General features: G+C 67.1%; 13 protein-coding genes and 1 other RNA gene. All 14 read right to left on the bottom strand.

Annotated elements, in window-relative coordinates:
• Positions 1-3: 3 nt before the first annotated feature.
• The 14 genes from murG to MH112_RS01870 all read right to left on the bottom strand — a co-directional run bounded on the left by murG (position 4) and on the right by MH112_RS01870 (position 14,127).
• The gene (gene murG / locus MH112_RS01805) at positions 4-1,095 is read right to left on the bottom strand and encodes an undecaprenyldiphospho-muramoylpentapeptide beta-N-acetylglucosaminyltransferase (RefSeq protein ID WP_296563066.1); all 1,092 of its coding nucleotides are present in this window, start codon (positions 1,093-1,095) and stop codon (positions 4-6) included.
• Positions 1,096-1,105: 10 nt separating this feature from the next.
• The gene (gene ftsW / locus MH112_RS01810; RefSeq protein WP_296563282.1) at positions 1,106-2,281 is read right to left on the bottom strand and encodes a putative lipid II flippase FtsW; all 1,176 of its coding nucleotides are present in this window, start codon (positions 2,279-2,281) and stop codon (positions 1,106-1,108) included.
• A gap of 14 nt (positions 2,282-2,295) precedes the next feature.
• The gene (gene murD / locus MH112_RS01815) at positions 2,296-3,711 is read right to left on the bottom strand and encodes a UDP-N-acetylmuramoyl-L-alanine--D-glutamate ligase (RefSeq protein WP_296563068.1); all 1,416 of its coding nucleotides are present in this window, start codon (positions 3,709-3,711) and stop codon (positions 2,296-2,298) included.
• Positions 3,712-3,729: 18 nt separating this feature from the next.
• Complete coding sequence (gene mraY, locus MH112_RS01820) at positions 3,730-4,839, bottom strand: phospho-N-acetylmuramoyl-pentapeptide-transferase (RefSeq protein WP_296563070.1); 1,110 nt, start codon at positions 4,837-4,839, stop codon at positions 3,730-3,732.
• Positions 4,839-6,236, bottom strand: coding sequence for a UDP-N-acetylmuramoyl-tripeptide--D-alanyl-D-alanine ligase (gene murF / locus MH112_RS01825; protein WP_296563072.1), 1,398 nt, complete (start codon positions 6,234-6,236; stop codon positions 4,839-4,841). Before murF ends, mraY begins: the two co-directional genes overlap by 1 nt.
• Positions 6,229-7,680, bottom strand: coding sequence for a UDP-N-acetylmuramoyl-L-alanyl-D-glutamate--2,6-diaminopimelate ligase (locus tag MH112_RS01830; RefSeq protein WP_296563074.1), 1,452 nt, complete (start codon positions 7,678-7,680; stop codon positions 6,229-6,231). The genes murF and MH112_RS01830 overlap by 8 nt, the downstream gene beginning before the upstream one ends.
• Positions 7,680-9,431, bottom strand: coding sequence for a penicillin-binding protein 2 (locus tag MH112_RS01835; protein ID WP_365785943.1), 1,752 nt, complete (start codon positions 9,429-9,431; stop codon positions 7,680-7,682). Before MH112_RS01835 ends, MH112_RS01830 begins: the two co-directional genes overlap by 1 nt.
• A gap of 5 nt (positions 9,432-9,436) precedes the next feature.
• Complete coding sequence (locus MH112_RS01840) at positions 9,437-9,793, bottom strand: cell division protein (protein ID WP_296563077.1); 357 nt, start codon at positions 9,791-9,793, stop codon at positions 9,437-9,439.
• Complete coding sequence (rsmH, locus tag MH112_RS01845) at positions 9,790-10,722, bottom strand: 16S rRNA (cytosine(1402)-N(4))-methyltransferase RsmH (RefSeq protein WP_296563079.1); 933 nt, start codon at positions 10,720-10,722, stop codon at positions 9,790-9,792. Before rsmH ends, MH112_RS01840 begins: the two co-directional genes overlap by 4 nt.
• Positions 10,719-11,186, bottom strand: coding sequence for a division/cell wall cluster transcriptional repressor MraZ (locus MH112_RS01850; protein WP_296563081.1), 468 nt, complete (start codon positions 11,184-11,186; stop codon positions 10,719-10,721). Before MH112_RS01850 ends, rsmH begins: the two co-directional genes overlap by 4 nt.
• A 275-nt stretch (positions 11,187-11,461) precedes the next feature.
• An RNA gene (rnpB, locus tag MH112_RS01855) (RNase P RNA component class A) lies at positions 11,462-11,857 on the bottom strand.
• A gap of 35 nt (positions 11,858-11,892) precedes the next feature.
• Positions 11,893-12,510: an FMN-binding negative transcriptional regulator gene (locus tag MH112_RS01860; RefSeq protein ID WP_296563084.1), complete on the bottom strand. Its 618-nt coding sequence runs from the start codon at positions 12,508-12,510 to the stop codon at positions 11,893-11,895.
• Positions 12,510-13,229 (bottom strand): N-acetylmuramoyl-L-alanine amidase, encoded by a 720-nt coding sequence (locus MH112_RS01865; RefSeq protein WP_296563086.1) that lies wholly within the window; start codon positions 13,227-13,229, stop codon positions 12,510-12,512. Before MH112_RS01865 ends, MH112_RS01860 begins: the two co-directional genes overlap by 1 nt.
• Before the next feature lie 4 nt (positions 13,230-13,233).
• Entirely contained in the window at positions 13,234-14,127 is an 894-nt protein-coding gene (locus MH112_RS01870; protein WP_296563088.1) for a DMT family transporter, read from the bottom strand.
• Positions 14,128-14,208 lie beyond the last annotated feature (81 nt).

The following is a 14,208-nucleotide window of genomic DNA, read 5'->3' on the forward strand; positions in this document are numbered from 1 at the left end:
CCCTTATCTGGCGGTCTGTTCGACCAGGTCGGCCAGCCGTTCGGCGGCGTCCGGGCGGGCGATGGAGCGGGCACCGGCGGACATGCGCGCCAGCCGGTTGGGATTGGTCAGCAGTTTTTCCAGGGCCGAGGCCATGGACTCCACGGTGAGCTGGTTCTCCCGGGCAATCACCGCGCCGCCGGCCTCGACCATCACCTGGGCGTTCTGGCCCTGATCATCATCCAGGGCGACGGCCAGGGGCACCAGGATAGAGGGCCGACCGGCGATGGCGAACTCGCACACGGTGCCGGCCCCGGAGCGGCCAACCACCAGATGGGACTGACGCAGGCGGGTGGCCATGTCGCGGAAGAATGGCGCGATCTCGGCCTCGACCATGGCGTCGGCATAGGTGCGCCGGGCAATGTCCATGGACTCCTTGCGGGTCTGCTGCTGGACCCGCAGGCGGACCCGCAGATGCTCTGGCAGGGCGAGGATGGCCTCGGGCATCAGCTCCGACAGAAGCCGCGCGCCCTGACTGCCGCCGGTGATCAAGAGGCGCAGGGTGCCGCCATCTTCAGGGGGCAGATAGGGTTTGTCGGCCAGGTCGCGGATCTCCTGGCGGACCGGATTGCCCACCACCACGGCCTTGGCGGCGGCCTTGGGCGGGGCCTTCTGCAGACTGGGAAAGGCGCAGGCCACGGCGGTCACGTGGCTGGCCAGGCGCCGGTTGGCCCGGCCCATGACCGCGTTCTGCTCGTGGATGACCGTCGGCCGGCCCTGGGTGATGGCCGCCAGCAGGCCGGGAACCGAAGGGTAGCCGCCAAAGCCCACGACCACGGCCGGGTCCAGGCGCTTGAACGCCGCGCGGGCCTGCATCACCCCCTGGAAGATGGCGAGGCCGGCCTTGGCCATGCCGATGGGGTCGCCGGACCGGAAGGTGCTGGCCGACAGGCCGATGCGCTCCTCGGCGGGGAAGCTCTCGGCAAACGCCGCGACCCGCTCATCAGAGGCCAGCGCCACGCGCCAGCCACGGGCGATCAGTGTCTCAGCGAGCGCCTGGGCGGGAAAAAGATGGCCTCCGGTTCCCCCGGCGGCAACCACGGCGAGCTTACGCATAAGGGCTCGTTTAGGCGAAGGCGCCGGCCTTGGCGAGCCCCTCGGCAGGGGCATAGGCCCCGGGCCGGCGTCGGGTCAGGGCCAAGGCCAGGCCAAGGGTGAGGCCAGATGCGATCAGGGACGATCCCCCATAGGAGATGAAGGGCAGGGTCATGCCCTTGGTGGGGATCAGGTTGAGGTTCACCGCGATGTTGATGATCGCCTGCTGACCCACCAGCACGAAGAGCCCGGCGGCGGCCACCTGCTCGAAGGTGTTGGAGAGTTTCATGGCGCGATGCAGGCCGCGGATGACGATCAGGGCGAACAGGCTGATGACGATCAGGCTGAACACCAGTCCGTACTCCTCGGCCGCCACCGAATAGATGAAGTCGTTGTGCAGGTCGGGGACGTGACGCTTCATGACCCCCTCCCCTGGCCCACGGCCAAACAGGCCGCCGGCCGCGATGGCCTCAGCGGCCCGGTCCACCTGATGGGTGTCGGCGGCTTCGGGCCGGAAGAAGCGGTTCACCCGGTCGGCCACATGGGGAAAGACGAAATAGGTGGCGAACAGGCCACAAAGTGCTGTGGCGGCCAGCAGCATCACCCAAGACAGGGGCACGCCCGCCATCCAGAAGGCGGCGCCGAAGGCGATGGTGATCAGCACGGTCTGCCCGAGGTCGGGTTGCATCAGCAGCAGACCCACCGCCAGGACATAGAGGCCAAAGGCGATACTGACGCCGGGCACCCCTTGCCCCTTCTGGCCCTCGGAGAACATCCAGGCCACCAGGATGATCAGGGCCGGCTTCATGAACTCAGAGGGCTGCAGGGTGAAACCTGCGAACTGAATCCAGCGGGTCGCGCCCTTGGCGTTATGCCCCAGGAACGGCAGGGCGATCATCAGGAGGATCGCGCCGAGGAAAATGAAGAAGGCGGCCCGTCGCACCCAGCGGATGTCCAGCATGGAGACCCCGAGCATGACGCCGGTGCCCATGATGGCGAAGACACACTGACGAATGGCGAAGTGGAAGGGATCGCCCACATTCATCCGCGCCGCTGCCGCCGGGCTGGCGGCGAAGGACAACAGGATCCCAAGGCCAATCAGAAGGGCGACGGCACCCAGCAGCCAGCGGTCGATGGTCCACCACCAGACCCCAAGCGGCGAGCGGTCGCTGCGGGCAAAGGCATGGGCCTGGTTTGACCGGGCCACGGGGTCGGCCGCGCTCACGCCCGCGCGCCCTGCTGGACCGGCGCGTCGAGGCCAAGGACCGCAGCCCGGAAGGCCTCACCCCGGGCTTCGAAGTCGGCGAACTGGTCAAAGGAGGCGCAGGCTGGCGACAGCAGCACCACGGCGTCCTGCCCTGTGGCCGCAGCGTCGGCATAGGCCTGCTGGACCGCGCGCTCCAGATCGCCGCATTGGGCCACCGGCGCAGCACCCTCCAGAACCTCAGCGAAGGCCGGCGCGGCCTCACCGATCAGATAGGCCTTCTCAATCCGGGGAAAGAGGTCGTTCAGGCTCTCAATGCCGCGCGTTTTCGCCTGTCCACCGGCGATCCAGTAGAATTTGGGATAGCTGGACATGGCCTGGCGGGCGGCGTCCGCATTGGTGGCCTTGGAGTCATTGACGAAGCGGACCCGACCCACCTGGCCGACCGTCTCCATCCGATGGGCGAGCCCCGGAAAGGTCATCAGACCCTCAGCGGCTTCTTCCGGCGTGAGGCCAAGCCCGCGGGCGGCACTGTAGGCCGCTGCTGCGTTCTGCCAGTTGTGGCGGCCCGGCAGAGACTTGGCCCGAAGGAGATCGGCGATCTCCACCGCCCGCTCCCCGGTGGCGTCATAGAGCAGGCCCTGCAGGACATAGACCCCCCGCCCAATCGCCTTGGAGGCGGAGATCGGCACGATGGTCCGGCGATTGGCGGCCACCACCTCAGTGCAGATCCGCTGGCCGTAGGGGTCATCGACGCCAATGACGGCGGTGTCGCCCTTGCCCTGGTTCAGCAGCACCCGCCGCTTGGCCGCCACATAGCCCTCCATACCCCCATGGCGATCCAGATGGTCGGGGGAGATGTTCAAGAGGATCGAGACGTCGGGCTTCAGGCTGGAGGTGAGGTCCAGCTGGTAGGAGGAGATCTCCAGCACATAGACCGCCCCCCCATGCATATCGTCCAGGCCCAGGACACCGTAGCCTATATTCCCCCCGATGCGGGTGTCGCGGCCGGCGCTGGAGCAGATGTGGGCGATGAGGGCGGTGGTGGTGGACTTGCCGTTGGTCCCGGTGATGGCGACCACCTTGGGCCGCTTGTGTTCAGGGGCGGCATTCACAGCCCGGGCGAAGAGCTCGATATCCCCGAGGACCTCTACCCCCGCTGCCTTGGCGCGCTCGACGGTCCAGTGCGGCGCGGGGTGGGTCAGAGGAACCCCGGGTGACAACAGCAGGGCCGCAAAGCTCCACCAGTCGGCAGATGTAAGGTCAGTGAGTTCAAAACCCTCGGCGATGGCCGCTTCCCGGGCTGCCGGGCGATCATCCCAGAGCGCCAGGTTCGCGCCGCCGGCCTGTAGGGCGCGGGCAGCGGCAAGCCCAGTGCGGGCGAGGCCAAACACCGCCACCGTCTTGCCTTCGAAACCACGGACCGGGATCATGGGTCTGCTCTGGCCTCTCTATCGCAGCTTCAGGGTCGCAAGACCCAGCAGGGCAAGCATCACCGCCACGATCCAGAACCGGATCACCACAGTGGATTCAGACCAGCCGAGCTTTTCGAAGTGGTGGTGGATCGGTGCCATGCGGAATACGCGCTTGCCGGTGAGCTTGAACGACACCACCTGGATCATCACCGAAAGGGTCTCGAGCACGAAAAGCCCGCCGACAATGGCCAGGACGATCTCATGCTTGGTGGCCACCGCCACGGTACCGAGGGCACCCCCCAGGGCGAGGGAACCGGTGTCGCCCATGAAGATCTTTGCGGGGGGCGCATTGTACCAGAGGAAGCCCAGCCCTGCCCCGATGATGGCGCCGCAGAACACCGCCACCTCGCCCACCCCGGGCACGAAGTGGAGCTGGAGATAGTTGGCGAACAGGTAGTTGCCGACCAGATAGGCAATGAGCCCAAAGGCGGCTGCGGCGATCATCACCGGCACGGTGGCCAGGCCATCGAGGCCGTCGGTGAAGTTCACCGCATTGGCGGCACCTACGATCACCAGCGCGCCGAACACCAGATAGAACCAGCCCAGATCCAGCAGGAAGTGCTTGAAGATCGGGAAGGCCAGTGAGGTGTTCAGGTCCGGCGACTCGGCTGTGCGTGCGCCATAGATGATCAGAATGGCCACGGCCGCCAGGGCCACGGCCAGCTCCAGGATCAGGCGGACCCGACTGGAAACCCCGGCGGTGCTCTGCTTGGTGACCTTGGCGTAGTCGTCGGTAAAGCCCAGCACGCCATAGCTGGCAGTGACGAACAGCACGACCCAGACATAGACGTTGGACAGGTCGGCCCAGAGCAGGGTGCCGACGATCAGGCCGGCGAGGATCATCACCCCGCCCATGGTCGGGGTCCCGGCCTTTTCAACGATGTGACGTTCAATGCCGTCAGCCCGGATCGGCTGACCCTTGCCCTGCTTGGCCTGCATCCAGCGGATGAAGCGCGACCCCATCAGGATCACCACCAGCTGGGCGGTAAACAGAGCCATTCCCGTCCGGAATGTCAGATATTTCAGCAGGTTGAGAAAGGGGACGTGTCCGTCCGCCGCCAACTGCGTATAGAGCCAATAGAACATTAGCCCCGCTCCCCATACGAACGTCCCGCCTCAACCAGGGCGGCCGCGACCACCCCGGATCGGGAGCCGTTCGACCCCTTCACCATCACCACATCGCCAGGCTCTACGGCCTGGGCGACCTGCGGCCCAATCTGAGCTGCGCTTTCGGCGTAGCCGCCCCGACGAGTCGAAGGAAGGGCGTCCCAGAGGGATTTCATCAGCGGCCCGGCGCAGAAGACCAGATCCACCTTGGCCGCCTCCAGCGGTTCAGCCAGGGCGCGGTGGAAGGCCTCCGCCTCGCCCCCGAGCTCCAGCATGTCCGTCAGCGCGACGATCCGTCGCCCCTGCGTCTTCCGGGCCCCAAGGCTTGAAATTGCGGCGGCCATGGAGATCGGATTGGCGTTGTAGCTTTCGTCGATCAGAGTGAAGTCGCCACCAGCCAAAGAGACCTGGCGCTCAGCGCCACGTCCCGCCAGGGGCTCAAAGGCTCCCAGGGCAGTGAGGCTGTCCTCCAGGGTCACATCCAGGGCATGCAGCATCGCCAGGACGGCCATGCTGTTCAGGCCCCAGTGAAAGCCCGTCTGAAGAATGGGGAAGTCCAGGGTCTGGCCATGCAGACGGGCCTTGACCATCGCCTGGCCTGGCCCCGGATTGAAGCCGAGCAGCCGGACATCGGCCCCCTCGCCTGTCCCGAAGGTCACCACCTGCGCCCCCACCCGGCGGGCGGCGGTCTGCAACGGGTCGAACCAGACATTGTCGGCGTTCAGGATCGCCACGCCACCAGGCTCCAGGCCATCAAGGATCTCGGCCTTGGCCTTGGCCACCCCGGCCTCGCCGTCAGGAAAGTTCTCCACATGGACCGGCCCGACGGTGGTGATCAGGGCCGCATGGGGCGCGACCATCTGTGACAGCGGCGTGATCTCGTCGGCGTGGTTCATCCCAATCTCGAACACCGCACGTTCGGTGTCCCGGGGCATCCGCGCCAGGGTCAGCGGCACGCCGATGTGGTTGTTATAGGACTTCACCGACGAATGGGCCTTGCCGGCCAGGGCGAGCCCCGCCCGTACGGCCTGGGTGACACTGGTCTTACCTACCGACCCGGTGACCGCACCCCGGCGGGTCTGGGCTGCGCGGATGCGGGCGGCCACCCCCAGGGCCTCCAGGGCCTTGAACGTGTCCGGAACCAGGACGGCCGGACCATCCTGTGATTGCGACACCAAGGCACCAGCGGCACCCTGTCCCATGGCCTGGGGAATGAACTCATGACCATCGCGGACGCCAGCCAGGGCGATGAACAGGTCACCAGGTTCCACCGAGCGGCTGTCGATGGACAGGCCGCTGACGGAGAAGTTGCCACCGATGACCTCGCCACCGACGGCCTGGGCGATCTCGTTCGCGGTCCAGAGGGGCTCAGACATGGACACCCTCCAGGGCCTTAGCGGTCACCGCCACGTCATCGAAGGGATGGACGACGCCCGCGATCGTCTGGCCCTGCTCATGGCCCTTGCCGGCCACCACCAGCACGTCGCCCTCGCGCAGGAGGGCCACAGCCGCGGCGATGGCCGCCCGTCGGTCGCCAATATCCTGGGCCTGTGGCGCGCCAGCCCGAACCTGCGCCCGGATGGCTGCTGGATCTTCACTGCGGGGATTGTCGTCGGTGACAATGGCGACATCGGCCAGTTCCGCCGCCGCCGCCCCCATCAGGGGACGCTTGGTGGCGTCCCGATCGCCGCCGGCCCCGAACACCACGATCAGCCGGCCACGGGTATGGGGCCGAAGCGCAGAAAGGGCTGTCCTGAGGCCATCGGGAGTGTGGGCATAGTCCACATAGGCCTCACCGCCCCGGGGGCCAGACCCCACACGCTGCATACGACCAGGGGCCCCCTGCAGCCGCTCCAGAGCCGCCAGCACCGTTTCGATACTCTCACCGGCGGCCAGGCAAAGACCTGCAGCCGCCAGGGCATTGGCAGCCTGGAAGGCGCCGGCCAGGGGCAGTCGGAGGTCAAAGGTCCGGCCATCATAGGACAGGCTCATGCGCTGACCGTCCGGCAACAGCTCCCGCCGGTTCAGCCGCAGGCTCTGGCCAGCCTCTCCCACCGACAGGATCGCCTGGCCCGCCTGGATCGCAGCGGCAGCGAAGGGGCCGAAGTTGTCAGAGTCGGCATTGAGCACCGCCACGCCGCCCCGGGGCAGCAAGGTCTCAAACAGGCGCAGCTTGGCGGCCCGGTAGGTGTCCATGTCGCCATGGTAGTCCAGGTGATCCTGGGTCAGATTGAGAAAGCCCGCTGCCTTCAGCCGTACGCCGTCCAGGCGGCGCTGATCGATCCCATGGGAGGACGCCTCCAGGGCCAGGTGCGTGACCCCGAGGCGGGCCAAACGCGCCAGCAGTTCGGCCAGGTCGCCGGCATCCGGCGTGGTGAGGCCCGGCGGCGTCAGCTGCTCGTCCAGGTCAGGCCCCGTGGCCAGCACGCCGAGGGTGCCCATGCTGGCGGCACGGCGCCCGGCGCTGGCAAAGATCTGCCGGCAGAAGGTGGCCACCGAGGTCTTGCCGTTGGTGCCGGTGACTGCCACGCAGACCGGGGGCTGGGCCCCCCAGAAGGCGGCGCCGGCCAGAGCATAGGCCCGACGGGGATCAGCCGTGGCGACCACGGGCACCCCCAGATCCTGCAAGGGATGTGGCGCAATCACCGCAGCGGCGCCAGCGCTGACCGCCTGGGCCGCATAGGCTGAACCATCCGCCAGGGACCCTGGCAGGGCGGCGAACAGGAAGCCTGGCCTGACCTTGCGGCTGTCGGCGGTGACACCGGTAATATCGGGATCCTGAGGCAGGTCCTGGGCGATCAGGGTGGAGAGCCGGGGCATCAACGGGCCTCCGCAAGGATCGTGGGAGCCGAAGCCAACCGGGGCTGATGCTCCAGCGGACCGATGTGCCGGGAAATGCCCAGGAACGGCGCAATCCGTGAAATCAGGGCCCCCGTGGCGGGGGCAGCGACCCAGCCGCCGGTGGAATAGCCGAAGGTCTCCGGCGAGCCATGGGGCTCATCCAGCAGGATCAATACGAAATAGCGGTCATTCTCCAGGGGGCCATCCGAGGGGAAGACCGCGGCAAAGGACGAGACCTGACGCTTGTCATTGTAGCGGCGAATGGCCGGATCGTACTTTTCGCCCGTGCCGGTCTTGCCGCCGACGCTTAAGCCCGCCGCATCGGCCTTCCCGCCGCTGCCGCCAGTGACATTGGCGCGCATGATCTGCAGCATCTGCGCCGAGGTGGTTTCAGACAGGACCTGCTTGCCCTCAGGCCGGTAGCCCGGTGCCTGACGGCGGACAGTAAGGGGGATCATCTTTCCACCGTTCAGCAGGGGCAACATGGCCCGGGTGAGCGCCAGGGGAGAGACATTCATGCCGTGTCCGAAGGATGTGGAGGCCACAGCGTCCTGATTCCACACCTTGGGGGTCAGGGGCGAGGCAGATTCCTTCAGCTCGACGGCTGCGGCGGTGGTCAGGCCCAGGTCGGTGAAATAGCGGCTCAGACGTTCCGGCCCGACGCCTACGGCCAGCCGAGCCGTGCCAATATTGGAGGAGTGCTGGAACACCTCCACCAGGCTCAAGACCTTGCGGGAAGCATGGAAGTCGCTGATTTTCCGATAGCCCAGCTGGTAGGGTTCACGGGCATCGAAGGTCGAGGCCATGGTCGCCACGCCGGTATCGAGGCCGATGGCGACGGTGAAGGCCTTGAAGGTGGACCCCATCTCGAACACCGAAGACGCCGCGCGATTGAGACGCTGGTCAGCGGTGGCTGCGCTGGCCTCGTTGGGGTCGAAGTCTGGATAGCTGGCCAGGCCCAGAATCTCTCCGGTGTGCACATGGGCGACAATGCCCACGGCACCCTTGGGCCCATAGGCCTGAGCGGCCTTGCGAAGCTCGTCCTCGAGGGCACCCTGGACACGCAGATCGATGGACAGGGCCACTTCGCCGCCACCCCCAGCCAAGGATCTGATGTCGTCATTCAGAGCCAGCTCAGCGCCCGCCAGGCCCTGGCCACCGGTGTCGGCGAAACCAATGAGATGCGAGGCCGTATGGTTCAGCGGATAGACCCGCTGTTGTTCAGGTTCGAATGAGATGCCCGGCAGACCGAGACGATGAAGGGCGGCCTTCTCGACCGGGGTCATCCCGCCCACCAGAAACGTGCGTCGCTCGCCGGACAGGGCACGCTCCAGCCGCTCGGCGTCGACCTCAGGCAAGGCGCGGGCCAGGGCTACACGGGTCGCCTCCAGGTCCCAGACCTCAGCCGGATCGACATACAGCCCAAAGTGCAGAAGATCCGCCGCCAGCAGCCGCCCCTCTCGATCCACAAGGTCGGCCCTGGCCTGGGGCGGCGTCCAGCCAGTAACCGCGTGGCGCGCAGCACCCGAGAACAGAGCCGCCTGGGTGGCTCCGATGGCCAGGACCCCGAAGCCCAACCCAAAGCAGAGCATGACCACGAAGATCCTGATCCGGGCGTCATCCTCCACTCGGCCGGCGGCACGGGCGCGCTCAAAGGCATGCTCCAGTCGCCAGAACGAGGCCCCCAGCCAGCGCAGGCCAAAGGGGAACCGCCGGGTGACAAGGCCCATCAGGCTCATGGGGCAGCCTCAGGGGCGGGCGCGGGCTTGGCGCGGGCGGCGGCAGGCAGGCTGAGCTGAGCCAGGGCCTCAGGCGTGGCCTCCTGCGTCACCGCCACCGGTCCCATGTCGAGATAGGCGCTGGACAGCCGCTCGATCCGCGACGGCTGTTCCAGGTGGGCCACTTCGGCCTGCAGCAAACGGATCTGGGCGCGCTCTGCGGCGATGAGGCGCTCCACTGAGGCGATCTCTGCCCGCTCCCGCCCGGCCATGGTCTTGGCGAGATAGACGCTCATGATCAGGAGGACGAGCAACCCCAGGGCGATGACATCCACCAGCCGGAACCCACGGACACGATGGCTCAGGAGGCTCATGCCGCAGCCTTCCAGATCGGGGCCTCGGTGCGGACGGCCGCCCGGAGCTTGGCCGACCGCGCTCGGGGATTGGCGTCCAGTTCGACCTGGCCCGATGTGCGCGCGCCATTGAAGGACAGGGTGAAGCTCGGTGCCCGGGTATCTTCCACCGGCGGCAGATGACGTGACCCTGCGGGCGTGCGCCCGGCGCGTTCGGCGAGAAAGGCCTTTACGATCCGGTCTTCCAGGGAATGGAACGTGACCACTGCCAGTCGCCCGCCGGGTTTCAAGACCCGCTCGGCGGCAATGAGCCCGGCCTCAAGCTCGGCCAGCTCATCATTGACCGCGATGCGCAGGGCCTGGAAGGACCGGGTGGCCGGATGGGATTTGGCACCCTGGCGTCCGCCCAAAACAGCCTCGATGAAATCCGCCAGCTCCGCCGTGCGGCTGAAGGGCTGTTGGACCCGGCGGCGGGCGATGGCACCGGCGATCCGACGGGACTTCTTTTCCTCGCCATAGACCCAGAGGATACGGGCCAGATCCTCAGGCTCGGCGGTGTTGACCAGGTCGGCGGCGGTCTCCCCCTGGTCGCCCATGCGCATGTCCAGGGGGCCGTCGCGTAGAAATGAAAAGCCGCGCTCTGCCTCGTCCAGCTGCATGGAGGACACGCCCAGATCCAGGGCCACGCCATCAGCGGCCCCCGCCCCCAAGACGTCGTCCATGTCCGAAAACCGGGCGCAGACAAGTGTGAAGGTGTCTGACGACAGGTCGGCGGCGAACCGTGCGGCCGTGGGATCACGGTCAAAGGCCGTGATCTTGGCGCCCGCCGCCAGAAAGGCGCGACTGTAGCCCCCGGCCCCAAAGGTGCCATCGACAACCACATCCCCAGGGGCGATGGCCAGGGCCTCGATCACCTCAGCCAGCAGCACGGGAAGATGGGGCGCACTCATGACGCAGCCCCCAGACGCGCCGCGCGTTGGTCGGCGCGCATCTTGGCCAGGCCCTCGCGGGCCAGTTCACGCTGGGCGGCACGATGGGCCTGGAAGGCTTCCCGCTCCCAGATCTGGAACCGGTCGCCGAGGCCGACGATGACCACCCAGTCGCTGAGGCCGAACAGGTCGCACAGGGTTTCTGGCAAGGTAACCCGACCGGCGGTGTCAAAGGACAGGCGCGCCATGCCGCCCAGGACCGAAACCTCCAGCGCCGAGCGCAAGGCGTCACCGAACTCAAGCTCGTCGATCACGCCCCGATATCGGTCGAACAGGGCCTGGCCGCCGCCTTCGATGCAATCGGCCTCAATGGAGGGAAAGCAGACAACGCCGTCGAAGGGGCCCGACACGAGGGCGCGGAACTCCTGCGGCACCACGAGGCGGCGCTTGGCGTCCAACTGCTTCTCGAAGGTCGAGACAAACATTCGCGCCCGACGCCCTCTCCCCTAGACCCCGAGAGGTCCCGCCCATTGATCCCGCCGGTACCCCGACGGAGTCCGCCAGCCCGCAGCGAACAGGAATTGGGTTAACATGGGATGGATTGGGTCGCAATGACTCTGAGTGATGGAATCCCCAGAAATCAAAGCTGTCGCGGCAGGTTTATGGTTAACACGCGTCAACACTCTACAGAACATACATGGAACATGTTAAGTATAGTGGGGATTGAAACTCCTGCGGGGCTGCGGTTGACCAGGGGTGGCGGATCAGACGGCCTATAAGCCGGGTTCTGTGCCACCGGGAGTCAGGGCGAACCCTGGCACCAGGTGCGGCGACCATTCCTCTGGACCGTCCCTTGCGGGACGGTTCTCGCGACCAACCCGGACGCCTCAGGCCAACGACGGCCCTACCGACTTGCGCCGGCGCGGAATCCCTATTCGGTCTTGCTCCTGGCGGGGCTTGCCGTGCCGTCGACGTCGCCGCCAACGCGGTGCGCTCTTACCGCACCCTTTCACCCTTACCCCTCATGGAGAGGCGGTTTGCTTTCTGTGGCGCTATCCCTGGGGTCGCCCCCGGCGGGCGTTACCCGCCGCCATGTCGTCGTGGAGCCCGGACTTTCCTCGACCGCCAAGGCGGCCGCGGCCGCCCAGCCGTCTGATCCGCCGTGATCAGTGGGCGCAGGGGAACCTGCGGTCAAGGGTGTACGTCAGAGGCACCCGGTCCCATGGCGCGGGCCATGGGATGATCGCCAAGCGCAGCGGCGACCCGAGCCCGCACCTCAGGGGACTTGTTCTGCGAGAGCTTGAAGGTCGCCTCCAGGCGGTGGGGCCGCAGTCGGAAGCCTGTGATACCGGCCAGCATGGCCTCAAACCGACCCGGCGACATCTTGTGGCGGGTCCAGGGTGGCTTGGGCGCAAGCCTGGCCTCCGCCTGCGTCGACAGGTCGTCCAGCAGCTGGATGAGCCCATCCTCGCCGATCGGCGTCACCTGCCCCTCGGCCTCGACCGTGAGGTAGTTCCAGGTGGGAACCTGATCGGGGATTTCGTACCAGTCCGGGCTCACATAGGCGTCGGGTCCCTGGGAGACAGCCAGGGCCGCGCCGCCTCGGGCGAAGGCGGCCGTCAGGGCGTTGTTGCGCGACAGGTGGAACTCCAGAACCACCACCTCCCCGTCCTGCCGTAGGATGACTGGGGCGTGCGCCACCAGGAGACCCGCCTCGCCCGCGGCGAAAATCCCCATCAAGGGATAGTCGGCCAGATGCGTCCTGATCGCCTCGACGTCCGTCACCCGAAAGGGCGGGGCCGGATGCATCAGGCCTGGGCCCGAAGTAGACCGATCAGTCGGGCTCGGGTCTCGCCATCGGCGATCCCGTCCACCTGGTGGGGTCGCCAGTGGCGCTGGAACGCGCTGACCACAGTGGTGGTCGCCGCATCAAACTGACCGGACGGTGGACACTCATAGCCCAGCCGCGTGAGGCCGGCCTGGAAGGCAAAGACGCCGGCCCCTTCTGCGCCCTCCCCCAGGGGAGCGCCGGGGGCGGGGTCAGGCTCCACCCAAAGCCCATGGCCAGCCTCGGCCAGGGTCTTCCAGGGGAACAGCTCGCCCGGGTCGATCTTGCGGGACGGAGCCACGTCCGAATGGCCGATGATATCGCCGTCAGCAATCATCCAGCGGCTGCGGATATCGGTGGCCAGCGCAATGACAGCGGCGATCTGGACGTCGGGAAAGGGTCGGTAGCCGAACTCATGGCCGGGATTGACGATCTCGATGCCGATGGAGCGGCCATTGATGTCGCGCTCGCCCTTCCAGAACGACACGCCGGCGTGCCAGGCGCGCCGCTCCTCGGCCACCAGGGTGAAGATCCGGCCGTCCTCTTCCACCACATAGTGGGAGCTGACCTTGGCCTCGGGATCGCGCAGGCGGGCGATGGCAGCCTCGCCGCTTTCCATCCCCGTATAGTGCAACAGGAGGATGTCGGGCGGTCCGGCCCGTTCGTTGAAGTTGGGGGAAGGCGCGGGGATGATGTCCATGGCCCTATTCGGCGCGATTTCGCCAGGCGAGCAAGAGGGGGGCGACCTGATTGGGCCGCAGCGCGATAATCAGCACCCCAGCCAGCGCCACCGCCGTGCCGATGGCCATGCGAGGTCCGAAGGGGTCGCTCATGATCAGCACCCCCAGGGCAATGGTGGCCAGAGGCGTCATCAGGGTCAGAGGCGAGATCAGATTGGCCTCATAACGCTGGATCAGGCCGTAATAGGCGGTGTGGGCGGCCACCGAGACGATGACGGCTGAGAACACCACGGCAATGACGAAGGGCCAGCCCCCGGCCATGCCCGCCTGGACCTGCCCGGGCTCCAGCCACAGCGATAGCCCCGCCAGGGGCCAGAAGGACGCAAAGCCGACCCAGGCCTGGAATTGAAGGGGGCGCACCCCGTCCATCTGCTTCATCATCACCGCACCCAGCGAGCCCAGGAAGGCGGCGGCAACCACAAACAGCAGGCCGCTTGAGACTACAAACCCGCCGGGATCCCACATGACCAGCAGCGCGCCGGAGAGCGTTAGCGAGATGCCGATGCCCCGGCGCCACCGCACCTTTTCCCCGAGCATCAGCATGGAGAGCAAGGTGGTGATCGGGACGCCCAGCTGGATAACCACGGCGGCCGCCGAGGCGGTGGCCGTCTGCAGGCCAATGAACAGCAGGGCAAAGTTGCCGCCCCCCATCAACAGGGCCACCACCAGCAATCGCCAACGGGGGCGCGGCATGGGCAACAGCCAAGGCAGGGTGATGAGCCCGACCAGGGCAAAGCGCACGGCGGCGTAAAACAGCGGCGGCACAGCCAGATCGGCCACCACATACTTCGAGACGATGTTGTTGGTCGCCCATATGAGACAGATGAGGACGATCAGGGCGAAATCACGCAGGGCCATGCCGTGGCCTTAAGCGCGCTTCGAAGGCGCATGGCAAGGCGAATGCGCGCCGCCCAGGGGTGAGCCGGGCGGCGCGCGGCC

It is taken from the genome of Phenylobacterium sp. (genome assembly GCF_022402485.1).
Taxonomy (GTDB): Bacteria; Pseudomonadota; Alphaproteobacteria; order Caulobacterales; family Caulobacteraceae; genus Phenylobacterium.

Coding starts and splice junctions, on each gene's coding strand:
- murG (WP_296563066.1), bottom strand. CDS start 1,095: ATGCGTAAGCTCGCCGTGGTTGCCGCCGGGGGAACCGGAGGCCATCTT.
- murD (WP_296563068.1), bottom strand. CDS start 3,711: ATGATCCCGGTCCGTGGTTTCGAAGGCAAGACGGTGGCGGTGTTTGGC.
- mraY (WP_296563070.1), bottom strand. CDS start 4,839: ATGTTCTATTGGCTCTATACGCAGTTGGCGGCGGACGGACACGTCCCC.
- murF (WP_296563072.1), bottom strand. CDS start 6,236: ATGTCTGAGCCCCTCTGGACCGCGAACGAGATCGCCCAGGCCGTCGGT.
- MH112_RS01830 (WP_296563074.1), bottom strand. CDS start 7,680: ATGCCCCGGCTCTCCACCCTGATCGCCCAGGACCTGCCTCAGGATCCC.
- MH112_RS01835 (WP_365785943.1), bottom strand. CDS start 9,431: ATGGGCCTTGTCACCCGGCGGTTCCCCTTTGGCCTGCGCTGGCTGGGG.
- MH112_RS01840 (WP_296563077.1), bottom strand. CDS start 9,793: ATGAGCCTCCTGAGCCATCGTGTCCGTGGGTTCCGGCTGGTGGATGTC.
- rsmH (WP_296563079.1), bottom strand. CDS start 10,722: ATGAGTGCGCCCCATCTTCCCGTGCTGCTGGCTGAGGTGATCGAGGCC.
- MH112_RS01850 (WP_296563081.1), bottom strand. CDS start 11,186: ATGTTTGTCTCGACCTTCGAGAAGCAGTTGGACGCCAAGCGCCGCCTC.
- MH112_RS01860 (WP_296563084.1), bottom strand. CDS start 12,510: ATGCATCCGGCCCCGCCCTTTCGGGTGACGGACGTCGAGGCGATCAGG.
- MH112_RS01865 (WP_296563086.1), bottom strand. CDS start 13,229: ATGGACATCATCCCCGCGCCTTCCCCCAACTTCAACGAACGGGCCGGA.
- MH112_RS01870 (WP_296563088.1), bottom strand. CDS start 14,127: ATGGCCCTGCGTGATTTCGCCCTGATCGTCCTCATCTGTCTCATATGG.